The organism is Sinorhizobium numidicum, assembly GCF_029892045.1.
In the GTDB taxonomy this organism is placed as follows: Bacteria; Pseudomonadota; Alphaproteobacteria; order Rhizobiales; family Rhizobiaceae; genus Sinorhizobium; species Sinorhizobium numidicum.
In genome coordinates this window covers 3,100,534-3,118,953 of the sequence record NZ_CP120368.1, presented here as the reverse complement: position 1 = coordinate 3,118,953, position 18,420 = coordinate 3,100,534, and the positions used below count along the sequence as shown (strand labels likewise).

Genomic DNA, 18,420 nt, shown 5'->3' with positions numbered 1-18,420 from the left:
ACAGGAGGACAGCATGACGCCAACAGAAACATTCGCAGAAGAACACAACCTCTGCGCCGTCCCGGCCGACGTCGCTCGAATCAACCGTCAACTTCGGAATTTCTACAGCGCCGTCGAGAAGATTGACCGACCTGGCCATCATTACATCCAACTGCACAATGGTGACTCGGTTCGCGCTGCTCTTGCACGTCAGGCTGATCTATGGGGAGGAATGGGCGTCTCGATGGTGCTGGCAGAGATGCCCGAAACGTGGCCGCCGAAGTACCGAGCGAGCGTCGCCTACCATCTGTCGCCGCTGCTCGACGAGGTGATCAACTCGTGAGCACCTACGAACATCACCTCGCGAATATCCCGCATCTGGTCAAAGAGGAGCGCGACGCCGATCGCTATCTCCGCGCCTTCGCCGCAATGATCGCGCGCCTCGACAACGATGCAGACGGTGTATGCGACATCGATGAAGCGCTAGAAGCCGCCGAGGACGCCATTCGCTTCATCGCCGACGACGCCTTTCGTCGAGGCTTCGAGGCCTCCCACGAGAACGTTGTCTTGCCGCTGCGCGAAACCACAATTCCTCGAGAAGCAGCGCTCGAGGAGATGCGGCGGCACGGCGAGATCGTTCGGCAGAAGATCGTTTCGAAGTTCGAGGATTTACCCGGCCAGCCCAACCAGATCACGGTCGACATCGATGAGGTGGAATTGCCGGAGCCAGAAATTCGGGTGGCCGAATGAACTGGTCTCGTCGCGATCTTAGGCTCACGAGAGTGCAGGCCGCCTATCTGCTTTCCGGTCAAAGTAGCGTCCATCAACGAGTTCAGGATCGAACCGAGATCATCCTTGAAGCCCGCCGGATGCTCTCCTGGAGGCGGAGAGCCGACGGCACCTACTACCGCGGCCTCAGCGCCAAGGGTGAAGCGGCTATCAAGCAATGGAGCGAGAGGGGAAAACCATGACCGAACGCACGACCGCCGAACACCGTGCAGCTGTTGAAGCTTGGCGCGCCACAGCACCGAAGCACGACCATAAGATATTTGGCAGGAAGCCGAAGGCCGAGAAGCCGCGCCATCGAGACCTATCCGAACTGTCAGCGCTTCTTGCAATGCGCAGTAGGCCGGCAGGTGTCGCAGAAGGTGTGCCGGCTGAGCCACCTCCGCAGATATCGAGCAACTGGCGCCTGACACCGGCGAACGACAACAAACAGCAGCCCGAGGACGGCTTTGGGAATGAGCGCGCCGTGGAGATTATCCCCTCGGAACAGGAGCTCGAAAATTCGTTCTCCAAAGTCACGCTGAGGTATCGCCAGGAGCCGATGATGCTCGCCGGTGGTCGGCATGAGGCGCAGCGGGCGAGCAGGGAGATCCATGCCATTCCGGTTGGTGGTGACTTCGCATACGGCACACACGTCGACGAGGACGGTAACCAGCACAAGGTTATTACCCGCATGGGTAAGCTGCGTTTCAGTGACGGAACGCAGACGGAGCGCGGTCACAAGCTGGTCCTGGAGAAAGTCGTCGAAGCGCAAATAGGAATGCCAGTTGGCGCAATGCTTGGCTGCCGTGAGAAGTCTACGAGGGACAAAGGCGCGGCGGAGGACAGCTCGGGCAGCAATGCCCATTACCGCTGGATGGTCGACGCCGCCCGCACGGCCAATCCGCCAAAACTCCGCCCTCGAAAGCAAGAGCGCGAGGTGACAACTAAAACCCAGGATCGGCAGATGCTCGCAGACGCTTACGCCAACACGCCGATTCTGCCGTCGATCATGAAGTGCCCAGACAGCTTCCCGGCGAGCCCTACGAACCTGCGGCAGTTGTTCATCGGAGGACGGAAGGGCAAAAACGGCGAAAGCGGCTCACAAGCTTGGCAGGATATCTACAGCGAAAAACAGGAGCGTGATCGATTCCAACGAGGCCTCGACGCAATGCAAGACTCTCACGTTCGAGTGCTCACCGAGGCGATGAGCGCCAAGAGCCTAGCCGAGCTCGGAGAGACGCGAGGTTACAAGGGACGGCATGCAATTGACGCTGGTCGGCGCCTTCTACGCGCGGCCAACGACAACTTCCTCAAAGCCATGGAATTGGCGGAATACGGCGCCGAACCAGAGAAGCGGGAAGTTTCTCGCAGTTGAAAACCCTATGGAGGTGAAGGGATGGAGTCCAGATCCATCCCCATCCTTCCGGGCGCACAGATAGTTGCGACGGAGCCTCGGCCAGCGATGAGCCGGGGCTAACTATTGGCAGTTCTGGGGTCTGACCCGCGACATCGCCTCGTCGACCGGCTTCGGTCCTGCGGTGGCTGCCAACCTCGATTGATGACAGGCGCTGGACGATGCGCACTTTGTACACCCGCTAGGAACCCGCTTGTCGTCAGGCAGGACCGCGAGGCTATGCCGTGCGGATACCCAAAGGCACACCGCATGGGCGCCGCCTGCTACCTACAAGACCAGACACGCTTAGCAATAGCGCACCCCGTCTGGTTGCTCATAGCCCAGCGCCTCTGCTCTGCACGCGTTGGTCCCCATTGCCTGGCGCTCTCCTCCTCTGGCGACGGGCGATCATGCGGCCGGCTCCCTTAACTGGTTGAGCTGGCCGCTTCTTGTTTTCTTTTATCCGAAGGATTTACGCTTTCTTGTTGCGGATCATGCAACTTTGCACCATGTATGGCTTTGAACGAAGCTGGAACAAAGGAGGCGATTCCATGAAGGATTCTCGTGACGTCGCCAACTACATCCTTCAGTTGGCCCATGATCGCGGTGATTCCGTCACCCCGATGCAGCTCTTGAAGCTGACGTACATAGCCCATGGATGGTTCTACGGTATCGAAGGTCGACCGCTCATTTGCGACCCCGTAGAGGCGTGGCAGTATGGGCCGGTTATCCCTCGGCTGTACGACGAAATAAAGCGGTATCGCGGCGGAGCGATAACGTCGAAGATTCCGCGGTGGCGGCCAGATCAGCTAGACGCTGACGAAAAAGATATCGTTAAGCAAGTCTATGATGTCTACGGCAAATTCACAGGCCCGCAGCTCTCCAACATGACGCATGCCCCAGGCAGCCCCTGGCACATGACTTACGAACCTGGTGCCTTCGGTCGTCGAATTTCGGATGACCTTATCGAAGAGCACTACAGGCGGAAGGCGAGTGCCACTGCGTGAGTCCAGGCAAGGTCGCACTGTCCGAGTCAGAGCAGCGCGCGGCAGAGACCGCCCCTGTAGACATGGCGGCTCTAGAAGTCGCGTCTCTGCAGCAAGGGAAAACCCGTGAGCAATTACGCCAGGAAGCCGAAGACGGGCGGACGGAACGTTTCCGTCAGCACTTTGAGTGCATCGCCATAGGCGCCGTTTGGATTGCAGCTTTCGCGTTGTCTCTGATGGCGGCAGTTTGGATGTGGCATCTGGTGTCTCCCCAGCCCTATCGCTGGCTAGACGATAAGGACCTTTGGACCATCCAGACTATCCTCACAGCGGGCGCTCTGCTGTCTATCGTTTCTGGTCACTTCAAGAAGCGCATGGAGTAACCCTGTCGCCTCTCTTCCGTATGTGGACGAGCATTCAAGCGGCCGGATCCTCGATAGTGAGCCGACCGCTTTTGCCAAAGCTTTACCGAAGCTCGGGCTGATAAGGCGGCGACTTCAGATATTCCCGGTCTTCTTGCGAAAGCTCATTGTAGATCTTGTGAGCATCATTGAACGCTTTGGCCAACCTAGTACCCGCTGCACTGACCTCCTCGCTAGACGGCCATTTCGCCATATCTATCCGATACTTGCTGTCGTGCGATCCCATTCTCCGGCCGGATTGGTTGGCCATACCGAAGGTGGCTTCTAGAAAACTATTGAGCGCGTAATTCGTCGCCTCATTGAGGCTCTTCAGGAACTGAGCCACCGGCCTAAATGCCTGTGTCGCCTCCGCGAGCTCGTTCATTGCAGCTTTGTACTCTTCCACCGTTGCCATTTTAATCCCTCGTGTAAAGCATGCGCGGAGCGCTGCCGCCATAGTTGGTGGTTGTTCTGGATTCGCGCAAGGGTTTCGTTGAAGGCTCAATGAAAACGCGAAACGCACGCGCCGCATGGCACCACCTTTACGACACTGCCAAATGGAAGAGACTGCGTGAAGGGCAACTGACGGCTGAGCCCCTATGCCGGTTCTGTCTCGAAGTCGAAGAAGTCACAGCGGCGGACACGGTGGACCACGTAAAGGCCCACAAGGGCAGCGTCGAACTGTTCTTCGAACCATCAAACCTTCAATCGCTCTGCAAGAGCTGCCACGACACCCACAAGCGGCGCATGGAGCTCGGCAAGGATGTCATCCGGTTTTCGGCTGACGGCTGGCCCGTTTGACGGGAGGGGCGGGTCGGATCGCTCCGACTGTTCCGAACGCCCTACCTGTGCCCCACCACAACGCACGCATCTGCATTTCAAAATATGACCACTGAATAGGATTTCCGCATATGGCGAGGCCGAGAAATCCCCTCGGCAAAGCCAAAACCGAGGGGCGAGACAAAATCAACGCTGGACGTTTCAAACATCGCAAGGAGCCGAAGGCAAATGGGCCTTTGGGTGATCCGCCGAAGTGGGTGACCGACAGTGACACGAACAAAGCTAAATCGGCCTGGGCGCTGTTTCAGCGCGAAATTCCTTGGTTGACGGAATCGCACCGCATCCTTGTTGGTATGGCTGCCAACATCCAAGGGCGGATCATGGCCGGCCAGGAGGTCGGGATTCAATCCATGAATCTCCTTCGGCAAATGCTGGGCCAGATGGGCGCCACGCCGTCCGATGCTTCAAAGATCACGGTGCCCGATGGCGACGAAGAGAAGGACGATATCTTCGACGACTGAGACGCCGGCACTTAACCGGGTTAGCGCATACGCGCAGTCTGTTGTTGATGGAGTTGAAGTCGCAGGTCCGCACGTTCGGAACGCTTGCCGTCGTCACTTTGATGATTTGCGCACTGGCGCAGAACGCGGTCTCGAGTGGAATGACGCAGCGGCACAGCGCGCCATGCGCTTCTTTGAGGAGAAGCTGAAGCTAAGCGAAGGCCAGTTCGAAGGCCGGCCGTTCCTTCTCCACCCGTCGCAAGCCTTCAAGATTGGCTCGATATTCGGATGGATGGGGCCGAGCGGATACCGCCGCTTTCGTCGCGTCTACATCGAGGAAGGCAAAGGCAATGGCAAGAGCCCATTCGCGGGTGGCATCGGTCTTTATGGGCTAACTGCCGACAAGGAGCCCGGTGCGCAGTGCTTCGCGGCCGCAGCCACAAAGGATCAAGCCCAGATTCTATTCCGAGATGCGGTCAAGATGAGAGGTCAGTCTCCCGATCTTTTGAGTCGTACAACGACAAGCGGTGGGCCTGGCAAGGAATACAACATCGCGCATTTACGCAGCCAATCGTTCTTTCGCCCTCTCTCAAAAGAGGCTGGCAAGACTGGCTCTGGGTTGCGCCCGCATTTCGCGCTCTGCGACGAGGTGCACGAACACCCAGACCGCGGCACGATGGAAATGCTCGAGCGCGGCTTCAAGTTTCGGCAGCAACCGCTGCTGCTGATGATCACGAACTCTGGCAGCGATCGGAATTCGGTTTGTTGGGAGGAACACGAGCACGCGGTGCGCGTGGCGGCCGGCACACGCGAGCCCGACGATGATTTTACGTACGTCGGCGAAGTCATCGACGACACTACTTTCGCCTATGTTTGCGCGCTCGATCAGGATGACGATCCGCTCGAGAATCCGTCGTGTTGGAGGAAGGCGAATCCTCTCCTCGGCACCATTCTGACCGAGGAGTATCTGGCCGGTGTTGTAGCGCAGGCGAAGCAGATGCCGGGCAAGCTCAACGGCATTTTGCGGCTGCATTTCTGCAGGTGGACAGATGCCGACAAGGCCTGGATGACTCGCTCAACTGTCGAAAGCGTCATGGATGACTTCGACCCAGAGGCAGAACATGCCGGAAAGGAACTGTTCTGCGGCGCCGACTTGTCGGGCAGCAAGGACATCACAGTTTTGGCTTGTGTGGTGCCCACCGGCTTTAAGGAGATGGAGCGGGAAGACGGCACTTTGGTGAGCCTGCCAACTTTCGATGCATGGGTGGAGGCGTGGACGCCGGGTGACACGCTGAAGGTTAGGGCGGCGGCCGACAAAGCGCCTTACGATCTTTGGGTCGACCAAGGCTGGCTAAATGCTCCGCCGGGACCGCGTATTCGCTTCGACTTCGTTGCGGCACGTGTCCAGCAACTGCATCAGATATTCGACATCAAGGGCATAGCGTACGACCGCTACGCGTATGACAAGTTCCGCGAGGAAGTCGACGCTCTAGGCGTGGTGGTTGAGCACATCGCTCATCCGCAAGGCGGGAAGGTGAGGGCGCGGCCAGAACCGGCCAAAGTCGATGCGGCGAAGGCCGCGGGGCTGCCGCCACCTCAGGGGTTGTGGATGCCTGGCTCGGTTTCCGAGCTCGAAAATATGATCATCGACGGTCGCATCCGACTTCGTCGCAGTCCCGTCCTGATCACGGCGTTAATGGGCGCCACCTTCGATCACGACCCACAGGATAATCGTTGGTTCGTGAAATCGAAGGCAACCGTTCGTATCGATGCCGCGGTGGCACTTGCAATCGCAATCGGTCTGGCGACCGACAGCGTCGCTGCGCCTGTAGTTGCCACTTCCCCATGGGAAGATCCTAACTTCAAAATAGCGGTGGTTTAATGTGGCCATTCAATAACAGGCAGGCCGCCGCGGAAACGCGAGCGAGCCTGGAAAATCCGAGCGTGCCGCTCTCCGACGTCAATGCCTGGCGCACGCTGATGGGCGAGTGGCACGGTGTGGCTGGAGTTGTCGTGACGCACGAAACGGCGCTTGAGGTGCCGGCAGTGTGGTGTGCGGTGAATTTCATTGCCAACACGATCGCCAGTCTTCCGCTGCAGGTGTTTAGAAAGAGCGGAGAGGGGCGCGACACCGTCGAGTCTGACCCGCTCTACGGCATCCTGCATGATGCTCCTAACGACGAGCTTACTTCGTTCATGTGGCGCAAGGGCATGATGATCAACGTCCTGCTGCGTGGTCGCGGTGTTTCGTTCATCGAGCGAAATAAGGCCGGCAGGGTGATGAACATCTGGCCCCTCGACACCGACAAGTTGACGATTGAGCGCAAGAGCGGCCGCAAGCTTTACCACTACGATGACGGCGGGCGGAAAGTCACCTATGCAGCCAACGAAGTCCTCGACCTGACTTTCATGCTGAAACCAGACGGCGTCTCGCACGTCGATCCGGTGACGAAGTTGAGAGGTGCTGTCGGACTTTCGCTTGCACTCGACGAGTATGCTCGCAAATTCTTCGCGAACGGCGGGGTTCCTCCGCTGGCACTCTATGGCCCGATGCCTTCACCCGCAGCCGCAACGAGAGCATCGCAGGACGTCGAGAAGGCCGTTCGAGACGCCAACGCCGAGCGTCGAAACGTCATGATCATGCCGACAGGGCATGAATTGAAAGCTGTAGGCGTCGATCCGCAGAAATCGCAGATGGTCGAGGCCAGGCGGATGCAGATCGAAGAGATCGCCCGCATTTACGGCATCCCGCCAGTGTTCCTGCAGGATCTTACCCACGGCACGTTCAGCAATACGGAACAACAGGATCTGAATCTTGTGAAACACCTTATCTCACAGTGGGTTAAGGCGTGGGAGCAGGAGTTAAATCTGAAGCTGTTCACGGCGCGGAACCGTACCAAATTCGTATCGTTCAATATCGACGGCCTCCTGCGCGGCGACTTCAAAACGCGCATGGAAGGCTACGCTACGGCCATCCAGAATGCCATCAACACACCCGATGAGGTGCGCGGTATGGAGAACTGGCCAGCGCATGGCGGAGAGGCTGAAAAGCTTCACATCCAAGGCGCTACAGTCCCTCTCGGCATGCAAAGCACGGCAGCAGCGCCGCCAGCCAACGATAACAATCCAGACGACGAGGCCAACGCCGCATGACCAAGATTGAGAAGCGTGGCGGCACGCTTGGAGTTGAAACGCGTGCCGCCGATGAAAAGCGCACGCTGGTCGGGTACGCAGCAATCTTTAATTCGGACGCCGATATCGGTGGCTGGTGGACGGAGCGCATCGCGCCTGGTGCCTTTGCCGAAGCGATCGCAGGCGACGTCAGAGCGCTAGTCGACCACGATGCCGGCCGCGTCATTGGGCGCACGAAGAGCGGTACCCTTCGCTTGTCGGAGGATTCGCGTGGGCTCGCCGTCGAGGTCGATGTTCCGAACACGACCGATGGCAACGATCTTTGGGAACTTGTCGAGCGGGGCGATATTTCGGGGATGAGCTTCGGCTTTGCCGTGAAGCATGATGAGTGGGATGAAACTGGCGAGATGCCAATCCGCACCATTCACAAGGTCGAACTCTACGAGGTGTCGGCGGTCGCGTGGCCAGCCTACGACGATACCGAGCTCGGAAAGCGTTCGCTGCAAGAGTGGCGGGACGCTCGTTCTGCTAACGAAGAAAACACAGATCCGGCGGCAGCGCCGGTAAGCAGGGCGGCCCACAGAGCCCGCCTGAAAATGGGCCTTGATCTCAGGGTCCGCAGCACGCGCTGACCAAGCGCTGTCACCCACCAAAACTGATCCCACTGAGCTCGCCTGCGCGGGCTCTTTTCGTATGGAGACTCTATGTCCAAGATTACTGAACTGCGCGAAAAGCAGCAGAAACTCGTTGCTGACGCTCGCGCCCTCCTTGCCGACATCAAGGACGATACTCCGGAGGCTCGCGTTTCTGAGCTCGAATCTCAGCACGACACCGCTATGGCCGAGTACGACCGCCTTGAAGCGCGCATCAAGCGCGAAGAGGCTCTGGAAGCGCGCGAGCGCGACTTGAACGCCGCTGACGATCGCCGCCCGACGGGTGAAAATCGATCGGTTCAGGGTGGCCGGCAGGAGAATGTAGACGAAGCCCGCGCTGCGGCCTTCCGGAGCTATCTCCGTCATGGCCTCGAAGACATGCCCGCTGAGGAGCGGAAGGTCGTTCGCGAGATGCGCGCTCAGGCTGTTGGTACTGATTCCAAGGGCGGCTACCTTGTGCCGGAAGGCTTCATGGCCGAACTGGTCAAGTCGCTCAAGGCTTGGGGTCCCATGCTGGATCCAGGCGTTACGCGTGTGCTCACGACCACTGCCGGCAATTCAATTCCGTGGCCGACGATGGACGACACCTCTAACGAGGGCGCGCTTATCGGCGAAAACACGCAGGTCAGCGAGACGGAAGTGGCATTCGGCACGAAGACGCTCGAGGCCTACAAGTACACCTCTGGTGTCGTGCTGGTCTCGGCAGAGCTTCTGCAGGATTCGGCTATCGACGTCGAAGGGACCGTACGTTCCGCAATGGCGGAGCGCATCGGGCGCATCGGCAACCGCCACCTGACTGTGGGCGACGGTTCCGCGAAGCCGAACGGCATCGTCACGGCAGCCACCGCTGTGACCGGCGTTGCTGCTGCCGCTGCGCTCACCTTCGACGACATGATCGAACTGTTCCACGCAGTCGATCCGGCGTACCGCGACGACCCGTCGGTTCGCTTCATGTTCAACGACGGCACACTTAAATCGCTTCGGAAGATCAAAGATACGGTCACCGGAAATTATATCTGGCAGCCGGCCGATGTGAGGACTGGCGCCCCGGCGACCATTCTCGACAAGCCATATTCAATCAACCAGGCGATGGCTGCAATCGGCGCATCCAACAAGTCCGTCGCGTTTGGCGCGTTCAATCGCTACGTCGTCCGTATGGTTCGTGAGTTCGCGATCCGCCGCCTCGTCGAGCGCTATGCTAATTACGACCAGACCGGTTTCATCGGCTTCACTCGCCTCGACGGCGAGCTGCTCGATGCCGGCGCAGTCAAAGTTCTACAGCACGCTGCATCCTAATAGGGAGCGGGCGGCCAAGCGCCGCCCGACCACCTCATGAACGTACGAGTTACATCAAGCCTGGCCGGGGATGGCTTCACCTTTGGCTGGGGGCAGGTCGTCGACGCAGACGTTTTTGCCGCGAAGGTTGGCGCTGGATGGGAGCGCAAGTGCGAGCCCGTTGAAGAGGCAGCTGCCGCTGCGCCCGCCACAGAAGCTGCCGTTGTGCGGCCGCCACTCGAGACAGCCACTAAAAGGCGACGCAAATGAACGAATGGACACGGCTGGTAAGGACGGTTGCGCCGGCAGGACCGGCCGTGACCCTTGCAGAGGCGAAGCGCCATCTGCGCGTCTTCCACGACGATGACGACGCTGACATTACGTCTATGGTCGCCGCCGCGGAGGCGACCATCGAAGGCCCTAACGGCATCGGTATCGCCCTGCTTTCGCAGACCTGGCGACTGTCGCTTGACCACTTTCCATGTGAGATCGTCGTTCCGCTTGGCCCGGTAACCGGCGTCACGTCAGTCACGTACCGTGACGGTGCTGGCGTCGACCAGTCTGTGTCGGGTTTGCGTTACGACCTAGACCAGCAGCCGCTGCGGATTTGGCCTGCGCGAGACACATCGTGGCCGTCAGTCGCGTGCGAACCGGGGGCGGTGAAGGTCACATTTGAATGCGGTCACCAAACGTTGCCGCAGGATCTCCGATGGGCGCTGCTGCTCCTTGTTGGCCACTTCTATGAGAACCGGGAAGCGGTGGCGGACGGCGGCTTGTCAGATTTGCCGCTGGGCGTCGCATCAATTCTTGAACGCTACAGAGTCGGCCGGGTGGCCTGACTGAAAAGGACACAACATGGCCGATTTGAGTATAAATTCCGCCCTCGTAGTGGGCGGCACCAATTCCACACGCGACACCGGCACCGCCGGCGAGACGATCACCGCTGGTCAGGCTATCTTTCTTAACTCCACCACGAACAAGTGGATGAAGTCGGACAACAACGGGACTGGAACGCGTACGGTCCACGGCCTCGCGCTGAACGGCGCCTCGCTTGACCAGCCTGTTTCGATGCTGAAGTCTGGTGACATTACCATCGGCGCAACACTTGTGGCTGGCACCGACTATTGGCTCAGCGCGACCGCAGGCGGCATCTGCCCCCGCGCCGACGTCACGACCGGCATGGACGCGATCCAGATCGGCATTGCGAAAAGCACGACCGTTCTCGCCGTCGATATTCAGGATCCGGGTGTAACGCTCTAATGAGCTGGGTGGAGTTCAAGCGGGATTTCAACTGGGTCCAGCCTGGCTTCACCATAGCCTACAAAGCTGGAATGACGCTCAATGTTACGAGGGCTTGCGCCGACGAGGCGCAGGCCAAGGGCGTTGCGGTGAAGTTGCCGAAGCCCAAGCGGGAGAAGGCAGATGGCCAAGAAGCCTAGCATCGGCCGCATGCGCGAGAAGCTGCACTTTCAAAAACGAGAAATCGTTGATGATTCTTACGGCAATGAGGTCGCGGGGCCGTTTGAAACTGTCTTCACCACGGCCGCCGAACTGATCCCGCTGCGAGGTGGTGAACCTGTGCAGGCGGCCAGGCTGGTTGGCGTGCAGCCGTACACGGTTCGAATTCGCAGTTGTGTTGCTGCGCGTGAGGTGACCCCATCATGGCGCATCGTAGATGCTCGCAACGCGTCGCGCGTCATGAATATCAGGACCGTTACCAACCCAGATCAGAAGAATGCCTGGCTCGATCTGCTTGTCGACGATGGGGTGGCCACATAATGGCGCTGAAGGCGAAGGTCCTGGGCCGCGAGGCCCTTACGCGCAGGTTGAACGAGTTGGCGCCCGCTGTCGAGAAGTACGCAGCGGAGGCAAAGCTCGAGATCGCGAAGGAAGCCGCCACGCGGATTGCCGCTAAGGCGCCACGCGGCGCAACTGGCGACTATGCTGCCAGTATTCAAGGAGCGCGGCTATCCGACAACCCAGACAAGCGGCAGGTCGGCGTGACACAGACGAAAGACAAGGACGCTGCCGGCATCTTTGCCAAGTTCATTTGGCGTTTTTTGGAGTTCGGGACTGCTCCGCACAATGTCGCGCCGGGTGGCGGCAACATCAGTTTTAGCGGCGAAGCACACATGCATCCCGGCACAGCGGCGCAACCGCACGTCTTTCATACGTGGCGAGCCTATCGCAAGGCGGCGCGACGCAAGCTGTTGGCAGCCGTCAACAAGGGCGTGCGGGAAGCACAGGGTAAGCGCTGATGGCCAGTCCAGAATTGGAGCTGCAGAGCGCTATAATTGCGCGCCTAAAGGCTGACGCCGGCTTGATGGCGCTGATCAACGGTGTTTACGATCAACCACCCGATGCGGCATTCGGCACGCCAAAGGAATCGTATGTCACGATCGGCGAGGCGCAGTTTCTACGCGACGACGCGACATGCATTAGCGGCGGCGAAGTTTACCTGACGCTTCACGCCTGGTCGCGCAAAGTTGGATACCCCGTAGCAAAGCAAATAGCCGACGCAGTCGCGGAAAGCCTGCATCTGGCGCCGTTCACGCTCGCAACAAATCGCCTAATCTCAATCATGCACCGTCAGACGCGAGTTTTTCGCGACCCAGACGGGCTGACTAGCCACGCCGTCATCGACTTCGTGGCCAACGTCGAGAAGCCCTAGCGGCAGATACGAAGCGTCGCTGCGGGAAGCAAACATCACACCACCATCCCGGCCATGTGCCGGGTTTTTCATATGAAGGAACCTAACACATGGCAACTGGACAGCAGCTCGGCCGCTCTCTTTTGATTAAGATCGGTGATGGCAACACGCCGGAAGTCTTCAGCAATCTCTGCGGTCTGAAGACGCGCAGTTTCAATATGTCGGCAAACGAAGTCGACACGACCATCCCGAGCTGCACGAATCCTGGCGGCCCGGTGCAGAAAACCAGCCGCCCCGGCATTTCCAACCGCACGTTCAGCGGCTCCGGCGCATTCGTCGCCGGCGCAGCCATGAGTGCGTTCATGGGCTACGTCCGCGGCTCCACTGCTTTCAACGCGCAGGTGATCGTTCCCGGCGACGGAACTTACGAAGGCTCTTGGATGGTGACGGACTTCGAATTCAGCGGCGACGTCGAGCCGAACATGGAGTTCAGCGCGACCTTCGTTGCTGCCGACGAACTGACGTTCACGGCCGAAGTGTAATCTATGCATAAAGAGGAGAAAATCATGTCGGTAAATGGCGCCCGCGGCGAAGCTTCGCTCAAAATTGACGACGTCGAGCTCGTCATTGCTGCAACGATGTCTGGCTTAGCCGCGGTATCTACGCGGCTGGAGTGCAAGTCGTTCCAAGAGCTTTTCATGCGCCTCTCTGGCGTTGAAGCGGCTGCCGTTCTTGCCGGCATTGAGCTTCTGACGATCAAAGGCGATCGACTCGCCGCGATCCAGAAGCTGAAATTGAAGCACTTCAAGGACTGTGCTGCGGCGTTCAACACTGCTCTTGCGCATCACTTCGATGGTGACGAGGGAAACGCCGAAGCCGTCGACGAGACGGCCAACTAGAGCAGGGCGATCCGTTCCCCTGGCGTGAGTGGATGCGCATAGCGCTTGGTGGTCTTGGCTGGCGTCCCGTTGATTTCTGGGGCGCCACGCTAACCGAGTTCTTCGAAGCAATCCACGGACGTAACGAGGCCAATGGCGTCGACGAGGGACCGAAGCCGCCGTCGAAGGGCGAGATGGATGCTCTGCTGGCGAAGTATGGCTAGGGCGCCGGTCGCACCGGCGCCAGCTTTACAGCAGTTCCGCTAGCAGCGACGAACAAAATGCCGGCACCACCTGTGGAAAGCTCATTGTAATCGAGATCTACGGCGATGACCGCGTCAGCGCCAAGCGCCGAGGCTTCTCGTTTGAGCTCGTTGAGGCATGCTGTACGCGCCTCCTTCAGTGACTCCTGAGCAGAGTTAGACCTTCCTCCTACGAAGTCGCGCCAGTTGTTTGCGATGTCCCGAAACACGTTCATTCCGAGCGCAGCCTCCGCCGCGACGATCGAGACCACGCGTTCGATTGATCGGTTAGGAACGTCGATGGACGTCGTCAGGATGATGTTATGGTTGGAGGCGGCGGTCGGCGGACTCGCCGCACTCGCCGTGGACTGTTTCCTACTCGAGTAATTGAAGCATTCATCGCAGACGCCAAGTTGCACTTGGTGGTCCGGCTTCGCCGCTCCGCACTCTTTGCAATAAGCCATCTCATCCCCCTCAGCCCGTCACCACGCGGGCTTTTCTATTTCTAGGATATTCGCCTGATGGTTGAAAAGACAGATGATCTTGTAATTTCCATCAGCACTGACCTTGCTACGGTCAAAAGGAGCCTGAAGCGCCTTGAGGCAGACATATCTTCGACCACAGGCAAGGTCGAAAAGCAGTTCAATGATCTTGGTCGCGGTATCGACAATTCCATGTCGTCTGCGCTGCAAAAGCGCATCGACGGCATGGTCGGGATCGGCACGCGAGGCGCCAAGGAGTGGAGCGGCGCTCTGGTCGACCAGGGCAAGGAACTTGAGCGTCTTCGCGCTCGCTACTCGCCGCTGTTCGCAACGATCAACAATTACAAGTCGGCCGTTGCCGACATTAAGCGGGCTCACGCCCTCGGCGCCATCTCCGCTAATGAGATGACCTCGGCCATCCAGCGCGAGCGCCAGGCTGCACTGGCGAGCACGGCTGCCATTAAGGGGCGTAATGCGGCTCTGGCGGCTTCGCCTTCACGCGCCATTAGCCGCGCAGGTAACAACGGTTTCGAAACTGCCAACATCGCGGCACAGTTTCAGGACATCGCCGTAACTTCTGCGATGGGCATGAATCCGCTCCAGATCGCTTTGCAGCAGGGCACGCAGCTTTCGTCTGTGCTCAGCACAATGGGCAACGGGCGGCAGGTCATTACCGGCCTAGCGGCGGCATTTACGTCACTTATCAGCCCGGTTTCACTCGTGACGATCGGCCTTGTAGCCGGCGGCGCTGCTGCGATTCAATATTTCAGCGCCATGGACTGGGGCGGCGTTAAGTCAGAGGAGACTCTGAAGCGAGAAGCCGAGCTCGTTCAGGCGGTTGTCGCCAAATGGGGTGACGCGCTGCCGGCGCTCAAAGCTTATAACGACGAGCGACAACGGCTTGCGGACAATAAAGACCGGCAAGCGGCAGCAGAGATTGCCGCCGACGAGCAGTGGACTGAACTGCGAAAGCAGCTTGGCGATGTCGATACGCAGATTGGCGACATCGTCATTCGCCTCAGCCAACTGGGGCAAGATACTGACAGAATCACCAGCCTTCAGAGCGCATTCAACGAACTAACTGCCGGCATTGATAACGGCAACGCGACCGCGGAGATGGCCGAGAAAGTGCAGCGGGAGCTCGCCGCGGTCATCGGGGACTACGCGACGCCCGAGCTTGAAAAGTATCTAAAAGTCTTTGAAGCTCTTATTCCGGCGATTAGCAGGGCGTCAGCCGAGGCGGGGAAGTACCGCCAAGAGGCGGCGCAGGCGGCCAGCGCCTCGCGCGGCTTCCGCATCAATAGCCCTGAGCAAGACGCGTATTTCGACTATCTTGACGAACAGCGTCGTAAGGCGAACGAAAACCCGACCGTCATCAACCCAGACGGCAGGCGCGTAGCTGTTCCGATACCTGGCACAAAGCCGATTCAGCTTGGCGACGAACCGGAAGACACCAAAAAAGAAGAAACGGCCGCGCAGCGCGCCGCGAACGCCTATCGCGACCTCATTAAGAGCGCAGACGATCGCATCGCGCAGTTGCAACTTGAAACGGAACTAACGGGCCAATACGGCATCCAGACTGATGCCGCACGATTCCGACTGGAACTGCTGCAGCAGGCGGAAGATAAGGGCCGATCGCTCAGTGCCGTGCAGCGAGCCGAGATTGAGAAGAAGGTTGAACTATACAGCAAGTTTTCGCAGGCGCTGGCCCAAGCCAAGCTGCAACAAGACTTGCTGGACGACTCAGTCTTCGCCGGCATGTCAAAGCAAGAGCAGGCAGTTAAGTTAAGGCTGCGCTCTTACGGCCTTGATGAAGACCTTGGCGGCAACAACGCGGCGATGATCCGCAACAGATTCCAGCAGGAGGAGTTGTCCGACCTTACCAAGTCGTTCCTCTCTGAATTCAGCAGCGGCATCCTCACTGGCGGTAAGAGCATCGGCGAGGCATTCGCTGATGCGGTCAAGAATGCCGCAGCCGCAGCCATGCAGAAGTCGCTGTACAGTCTGTTTGAGCAGATTGGCAATGCGCTTGCTTCGGCCCTTCTTGGTGGCGGCGGTAAGACTGGCGGCGTTGCGGCCGTCGCATCTTCTGCTGCATCGACATTTGCGGCTCCTGTGGGCGCCGTGACGCGTTCGGCTTTGCCTGCCATCGGTGGTTCAGTCGATAAAGCCATGGGCTTGTTAGGAGCCAATGAACGAACCAACGGTAGCTCGATCAACAGTTTCCTGAAGCAGGGCGGCGTCGACATAAATGCCGCTCAGACTGCTTGGTGCGCAGCGTTCGTCAATTCATCGCTCGAGCAGATCGGCGTGAAAGGGTCCGGGTCTCTTGTCGCCAATTCATTCCAGAATTGGGGAACGAAAATAGACCCATCGCAGGTTATGCGTGGCGACGTTCTGCTGCAATCGCGCGGTCTTGGCGCGGGGCAGACCGGCGGTCACGTTGGCTTTGCCACGGGCGCGTCTAGGGTTGCGAACGGTGGCCTGCAGCTTGAGATGCTGTCAGGCAACTCCGGCAACAGCGTCAGCAAGACGTGGGTCAATGCAGTTGAGTTACAGGCGCGTCGAGCCACTGAGGCATCGGCCGCTCTCGCAAAGGTCGGCGGGTCGGCGCAACAGGCAACGCAGGGACTTGGCCAGTTCGGCAGCGTCTTAGCAAACTCTGGCGGCGGCGGTGGTCTGTCATGGCTATCGATGCTTGCGGGCTCACCATTCGCTGGCTCAGCACAACTAGCCGCAAGTGGGGGGATAGGGCTGTTCGATAAGGGCGGCTACACCGGCACAGGCGGCAAGTACACACCTGCCGGCATTGTGCACAAGGGCGAGTACGTTTTCGACGCTACTGCGGTCAGCCGCATCGGTGTGCCTACGCTCGAGCGACTTCGCGGATACGCGAACGGCGGCCTGGTTGCCGCACCTCGCGCACCTCGTCTGAATGGTCGCGGCCTGGCGGCAAACAACAACGCACAGCCTGGCATTCTGCAGGTGCAAATCAGCGGCGCAAGCGGCGACGAGCACATCCGCACGCTGGTCAAGCAGGGTGTTGGCGAAGGGCTGAGCCAATACAACGAAAACCAGCGCCGTGGCGGCTTCGGCACCATGCAGAGCAGGTACACTAGCCAGAAGGGCTGATCGATGGCGGTCTATACAAACCAGCCGACACTGGAGGCGAACTTTCTGGCTCCGGTGAAGACTATTTATGACGTCACCGGATCCTCAATCGATGGCGGCCGCAACGGGGTTGGAGAAGGGCAGACGATAGAGATGAGCGGTGGCGGCATCGTCACCGCAGTATACGAAGACTGCAAGATCAAGAACCCTGAGCATTACGAGTACGTGAATTGGCTTGGAGCCCGCCTCAATGGCGGGTTCCGCTTCATCAATGTGCCGATCATTACCGATTGGTTTGGGCCTTTTCCGACGGTCAACCGGCTGCCGGCACCCATCGTCAGCGGCATCACACACTCGGATGGGTCTTATTTCTCCGACGGCGCAGGCTACAGCCAGGCAACGGTCTACGGCGAGATTACCGAGGCGGCAGCACTGAACGCAGGCATCATCAAGATGCGCGTCTACGGCCTTAATAGGCCGCTTCGCTGGTCCGATTGGTTTTCGATTTATCACACCACGAAAGGCTGGCGCGCTTACCGTTACTGGCAGGTGATCAGCAAGACCTCGGAAGAAAATCCTGTCTACACGCTGGCGATCGCGCCGCCATTGCGCGAAGCGGTAACGGGCGGGACGCGCGTAGAATTTGCGCGCCCGCGCTTTGTCGCGAAGTTCAAGTCTGAATTCACGTTGCCGTCGGTCGTTGAGGCGTTCTTCGTCACCCAGCAATCTATCCAGTTTGTCGAGGCGTTCTGATGGATCAAGAGAGAAAGCCTGCGGACACTCCAGATACCACTACCTTGCGGCTGAGAGGGTGCGTTCGATATCTCGGGCGAGCTCTTCAGCCTGTTTACTTGTCACCACGCAGTTCAAAATCCCTATCGTCCCGAAACGAAGAGCGAGAGTAATTTTCTCCGGTGCCTCTGGATCATGGCTGACGTCGGCCTTCACTGGGATGTGGGCGAGATTGCCGCGCTGACGGACACTCAGTACTTCAATCGCCTTGGATGAGTTCTCTAGCAAATTCAGCGCGCTGGCGAAGTCTACCGTGATCGCCAACAGGTTATTTTCGATGTCCATTCCAAGAATGGCCGCCTCGTCTCCATCGTCGGGAATCTCGAGGCCCATTACAGTAAAATGCATCGGCTTGTACTCGTTCATCACCACTCCGCTTCTCGTCATCTTTTCTGATT

Annotated in this window: 26 protein-coding genes; 23 read left to right on the top strand and 3 right to left on the bottom strand. The window is 58.9% G+C overall.

The window, feature by feature from the left end; translation table 11 throughout:
- Window positions 1–13 precede the first annotated feature (13 nt).
- The 6 genes from PYH37_RS26295 (at window position 14) to PYH37_RS26270 (ending at window position 3,509) form a co-directional block, all read left to right on the top strand.
- On the top strand, window positions 14–322 hold the full coding sequence (locus PYH37_RS26295; RefSeq protein ID WP_280734393.1) for a hypothetical protein: 309 nt from the start codon (window positions 14–16) through the stop codon (window positions 320–322).
- Window positions 319–729 carry a hypothetical protein gene (locus tag PYH37_RS26290; protein ID WP_280734392.1) on the top strand — a complete coding sequence of 137 codons (411 nt, stop codon included), beginning with the start codon at window positions 319–321 and terminating at the stop codon, window positions 727–729. Before PYH37_RS26295 ends, PYH37_RS26290 begins: the two co-directional genes overlap by 4 nt.
- Window positions 726–950: a hypothetical protein gene (locus PYH37_RS26285; RefSeq protein ID WP_280734391.1), complete on the top strand. Its 225-nt coding sequence runs from the start codon at window positions 726–728 to the stop codon at window positions 948–950. Before PYH37_RS26290 ends, PYH37_RS26285 begins: the two co-directional genes overlap by 4 nt.
- Entirely contained in the window at window positions 947–2,122 is a 1,176-nt protein-coding gene (locus PYH37_RS26280; RefSeq protein ID WP_280734390.1) for a hypothetical protein, read from the top strand. The genes PYH37_RS26285 and PYH37_RS26280 overlap by 4 nt, the downstream gene beginning before the upstream one ends.
- A 569-nt stretch (window positions 2,123–2,691) precedes the next feature.
- Complete coding sequence (locus PYH37_RS26275) at window positions 2,692–3,147, top strand: Panacea domain-containing protein (RefSeq protein ID WP_280734389.1); 456 nt, start codon at window positions 2,692–2,694, stop codon at window positions 3,145–3,147.
- A complete protein-coding gene (locus PYH37_RS26270; RefSeq protein ID WP_280734388.1) occupies window positions 3,144–3,509 on the top strand; it encodes a hypothetical protein in 366 nt (121 codons plus the stop codon). The genes PYH37_RS26275 and PYH37_RS26270 overlap by 4 nt, the downstream gene beginning before the upstream one ends.
- An 82-nt stretch (window positions 3,510–3,591) precedes the next feature.
- On the opposite strand, the gene PYH37_RS26265 is transcribed toward PYH37_RS26270, so the two are convergent.
- Window positions 3,592–3,942, bottom strand: coding sequence for a hypothetical protein (locus tag PYH37_RS26265; protein WP_280734387.1), 351 nt, complete (start codon window positions 3,940–3,942; stop codon window positions 3,592–3,594).
- Between the two features lie 89 nt (window positions 3,943–4,031).
- On the opposite strand from PYH37_RS26265, the gene PYH37_RS26260 reads away from it, so the two are divergent.
- The 15 genes from PYH37_RS26260 to PYH37_RS26190 all read left to right on the top strand — a co-directional run bounded on the left by PYH37_RS26260 (window position 4,032) and on the right by PYH37_RS26190 (window position 13,619).
- Window positions 4,032–4,328: an HNH endonuclease gene (locus PYH37_RS26260; RefSeq protein WP_280734386.1), complete on the top strand. Its 297-nt coding sequence runs from the start codon at window positions 4,032–4,034 to the stop codon at window positions 4,326–4,328.
- Between the two features lie 110 nt (window positions 4,329–4,438).
- Window positions 4,439–4,828 carry a hypothetical protein gene (locus PYH37_RS26255; protein WP_280734385.1) on the top strand — a complete coding sequence of 130 codons (390 nt, stop codon included), beginning with the start codon at window positions 4,439–4,441 and terminating at the stop codon, window positions 4,826–4,828.
- 163 nt (window positions 4,829–4,991) lie between these two features.
- Entirely contained in the window at window positions 4,992–6,689 is a 1,698-nt protein-coding gene (locus PYH37_RS26250; RefSeq protein ID WP_280734384.1) for a terminase large subunit, read from the top strand.
- Between the two features lie 62 nt (window positions 6,690–6,751).
- Window positions 6,752–7,960 (top strand): phage portal protein, encoded by a 1,209-nt coding sequence (locus PYH37_RS26245; RefSeq protein WP_280734383.1) that lies wholly within the window; start codon window positions 6,752–6,754, stop codon window positions 7,958–7,960.
- Window positions 7,957–8,571, top strand: coding sequence for an HK97 family phage prohead protease (locus PYH37_RS26240; protein WP_280734382.1), 615 nt, complete (start codon window positions 7,957–7,959; stop codon window positions 8,569–8,571). Before PYH37_RS26245 ends, PYH37_RS26240 begins: the two co-directional genes overlap by 4 nt.
- 72 nt (window positions 8,572–8,643) lie before the next feature.
- Window positions 8,644–9,888 carry a phage major capsid protein gene (locus PYH37_RS26235; protein WP_280734381.1) on the top strand — a complete coding sequence of 415 codons (1,245 nt, stop codon included), beginning with the start codon at window positions 8,644–8,646 and terminating at the stop codon, window positions 9,886–9,888.
- 245 nt (window positions 9,889–10,133) lie between these two features.
- A complete protein-coding gene (locus PYH37_RS26230) occupies window positions 10,134–10,706 on the top strand; it encodes a head-tail connector protein (protein WP_280734380.1) in 573 nt (190 codons plus the stop codon).
- A 16-nt stretch (window positions 10,707–10,722) separates the two neighbouring features.
- Window positions 10,723–11,127, top strand: a complete 405-nt coding sequence (locus tag PYH37_RS26225; RefSeq protein WP_280734379.1) for a hypothetical protein — start codon at window positions 10,723–10,725, stop codon at window positions 11,125–11,127.
- Window positions 11,127–11,306: a hypothetical protein gene (locus PYH37_RS26220; protein ID WP_280734378.1), complete on the top strand. Its 180-nt coding sequence runs from the start codon at window positions 11,127–11,129 to the stop codon at window positions 11,304–11,306. Before PYH37_RS26225 ends, PYH37_RS26220 begins: the two co-directional genes overlap by 1 nt.
- The gene (locus PYH37_RS26215) at window positions 11,290–11,646 is read left to right on the top strand and encodes a head-tail adaptor protein (protein WP_280734377.1); all 357 of its coding nucleotides are present in this window, start codon (window positions 11,290–11,292) and stop codon (window positions 11,644–11,646) included. The genes PYH37_RS26220 and PYH37_RS26215 overlap by 17 nt, the downstream gene beginning before the upstream one ends.
- Window positions 11,646–12,125, top strand: a complete 480-nt coding sequence (locus PYH37_RS26210) for an HK97 gp10 family phage protein (RefSeq protein ID WP_280734376.1) — start codon at window positions 11,646–11,648, stop codon at window positions 12,123–12,125. The genes PYH37_RS26215 and PYH37_RS26210 overlap by 1 nt, the downstream gene beginning before the upstream one ends.
- Before the next feature lie 65 nt (window positions 12,126–12,190).
- Window positions 12,191–12,538, top strand: a complete 348-nt coding sequence (locus PYH37_RS26205) for a DUF3168 domain-containing protein (RefSeq protein ID WP_280734375.1) — start codon at window positions 12,191–12,193, stop codon at window positions 12,536–12,538.
- Between the two features lie 89 nt (window positions 12,539–12,627).
- Window positions 12,628–13,059, top strand: coding sequence for a phage tail tube protein (locus PYH37_RS26200; protein ID WP_280734374.1), 432 nt, complete (start codon window positions 12,628–12,630; stop codon window positions 13,057–13,059).
- Between the two features lie 24 nt (window positions 13,060–13,083).
- Window positions 13,084–13,416 carry a hypothetical protein gene (locus PYH37_RS26195; RefSeq protein ID WP_280734373.1) on the top strand — a complete coding sequence of 111 codons (333 nt, stop codon included), beginning with the start codon at window positions 13,084–13,086 and terminating at the stop codon, window positions 13,414–13,416.
- Between the two features lie 32 nt (window positions 13,417–13,448).
- Window positions 13,449–13,619: a phage tail assembly chaperone gene (locus tag PYH37_RS26190; protein ID WP_080726150.1), complete on the top strand. Its 171-nt coding sequence runs from the start codon at window positions 13,449–13,451 to the stop codon at window positions 13,617–13,619.
- On the opposite strand, the gene PYH37_RS26185 is transcribed toward PYH37_RS26190, so the two are convergent.
- Window positions 13,616–14,101, bottom strand: coding sequence for a YbjQ family protein (locus PYH37_RS26185; RefSeq protein WP_280734372.1), 486 nt, complete (start codon window positions 14,099–14,101; stop codon window positions 13,616–13,618). The genes PYH37_RS26190 and PYH37_RS26185 overlap by 4 nt on opposite strands.
- A gap of 57 nt (window positions 14,102–14,158) precedes the next feature.
- On the opposite strand from PYH37_RS26185, the gene PYH37_RS26180 reads away from it, so the two are divergent.
- A complete protein-coding gene (locus PYH37_RS26180; protein ID WP_280734371.1) occupies window positions 14,159–17,251 on the top strand; it encodes a phage tail length tape measure family protein in 3,093 nt (1,030 codons plus the stop codon).
- A gap of 3 nt (window positions 17,252–17,254) precedes the next feature.
- Window positions 17,255–17,983, top strand: a complete 729-nt coding sequence (locus tag PYH37_RS26175) for a hypothetical protein (protein ID WP_280734370.1) — start codon at window positions 17,255–17,257, stop codon at window positions 17,981–17,983.
- A gap of 39 nt (window positions 17,984–18,022) precedes the next feature.
- Here PYH37_RS26175 and PYH37_RS26170 read toward each other — a convergent pair whose 3' ends face one another.
- Window positions 18,023–18,388: a hypothetical protein gene (locus PYH37_RS26170; RefSeq protein WP_280734369.1), complete on the bottom strand. Its 366-nt coding sequence runs from the start codon at window positions 18,386–18,388 to the stop codon at window positions 18,023–18,025.
- Window positions 18,389–18,420 lie beyond the last annotated feature (32 nt).

Coding starts and splice junctions, on each gene's coding strand:
- PYH37_RS26285 (WP_280734391.1), top strand. CDS start 726: ATGAACTGGTCTCGTCGCGATCTTAGGCTCACGAGAGTGCAGGCCGCC.
- PYH37_RS26170 (WP_280734369.1), bottom strand. CDS start 18,388: ATGAACGAGTACAAGCCGATGCATTTTACTGTAATGGGCCTCGAGATT.
- PYH37_RS26220 (WP_280734378.1), top strand. CDS start 11,127: ATGAGCTGGGTGGAGTTCAAGCGGGATTTCAACTGGGTCCAGCCTGGC.
- PYH37_RS26210 (WP_280734376.1), top strand. CDS start 11,646: ATGGCGCTGAAGGCGAAGGTCCTGGGCCGCGAGGCCCTTACGCGCAGG.
- PYH37_RS26265 (WP_280734387.1), bottom strand. CDS start 3,942: ATGGCAACGGTGGAAGAGTACAAAGCTGCAATGAACGAGCTCGCGGAG.
- PYH37_RS26190 (WP_080726150.1), top strand. CDS start 13,449: ATGCGCATAGCGCTTGGTGGTCTTGGCTGGCGTCCCGTTGATTTCTGG.
- PYH37_RS26175 (WP_280734370.1), top strand. CDS start 17,255: ATGGCGGTCTATACAAACCAGCCGACACTGGAGGCGAACTTTCTGGCT.
- PYH37_RS26195 (WP_280734373.1), top strand. CDS start 13,084: ATGTCGGTAAATGGCGCCCGCGGCGAAGCTTCGCTCAAAATTGACGAC.
- PYH37_RS26205 (WP_280734375.1), top strand. CDS start 12,191: ATGGCGCTGATCAACGGTGTTTACGATCAACCACCCGATGCGGCATTC.
- PYH37_RS26180 (WP_280734371.1), top strand. CDS start 14,159: ATGGTTGAAAAGACAGATGATCTTGTAATTTCCATCAGCACTGACCTT.
- PYH37_RS26185 (WP_280734372.1), bottom strand. CDS start 14,101: ATGGCTTATTGCAAAGAGTGCGGAGCGGCGAAGCCGGACCACCAAGTG.
- PYH37_RS26255 (WP_280734385.1), top strand. CDS start 4,439: ATGGCGAGGCCGAGAAATCCCCTCGGCAAAGCCAAAACCGAGGGGCGA.
- PYH37_RS26280 (WP_280734390.1), top strand. CDS start 947: ATGACCGAACGCACGACCGCCGAACACCGTGCAGCTGTTGAAGCTTGG.
- PYH37_RS26240 (WP_280734382.1), top strand. CDS start 7,957: ATGACCAAGATTGAGAAGCGTGGCGGCACGCTTGGAGTTGAAACGCGT.
- PYH37_RS26275 (WP_280734389.1), top strand. CDS start 2,692: ATGAAGGATTCTCGTGACGTCGCCAACTACATCCTTCAGTTGGCCCAT.
- PYH37_RS26235 (WP_280734381.1), top strand. CDS start 8,644: ATGTCCAAGATTACTGAACTGCGCGAAAAGCAGCAGAAACTCGTTGCT.
- PYH37_RS26200 (WP_280734374.1), top strand. CDS start 12,628: ATGGCAACTGGACAGCAGCTCGGCCGCTCTCTTTTGATTAAGATCGGT.
- PYH37_RS26225 (WP_280734379.1), top strand. CDS start 10,723: ATGGCCGATTTGAGTATAAATTCCGCCCTCGTAGTGGGCGGCACCAAT.
- PYH37_RS26230 (WP_280734380.1), top strand. CDS start 10,134: ATGAACGAATGGACACGGCTGGTAAGGACGGTTGCGCCGGCAGGACCG.
- PYH37_RS26250 (WP_280734384.1), top strand. CDS start 4,992: ATGCGCTTCTTTGAGGAGAAGCTGAAGCTAAGCGAAGGCCAGTTCGAA.
- PYH37_RS26260 (WP_280734386.1), top strand. CDS start 4,032: ATGAAAACGCGAAACGCACGCGCCGCATGGCACCACCTTTACGACACT.
- PYH37_RS26295 (WP_280734393.1), top strand. CDS start 14: ATGACGCCAACAGAAACATTCGCAGAAGAACACAACCTCTGCGCCGTC.
- PYH37_RS26215 (WP_280734377.1), top strand. CDS start 11,290: ATGGCCAAGAAGCCTAGCATCGGCCGCATGCGCGAGAAGCTGCACTTT.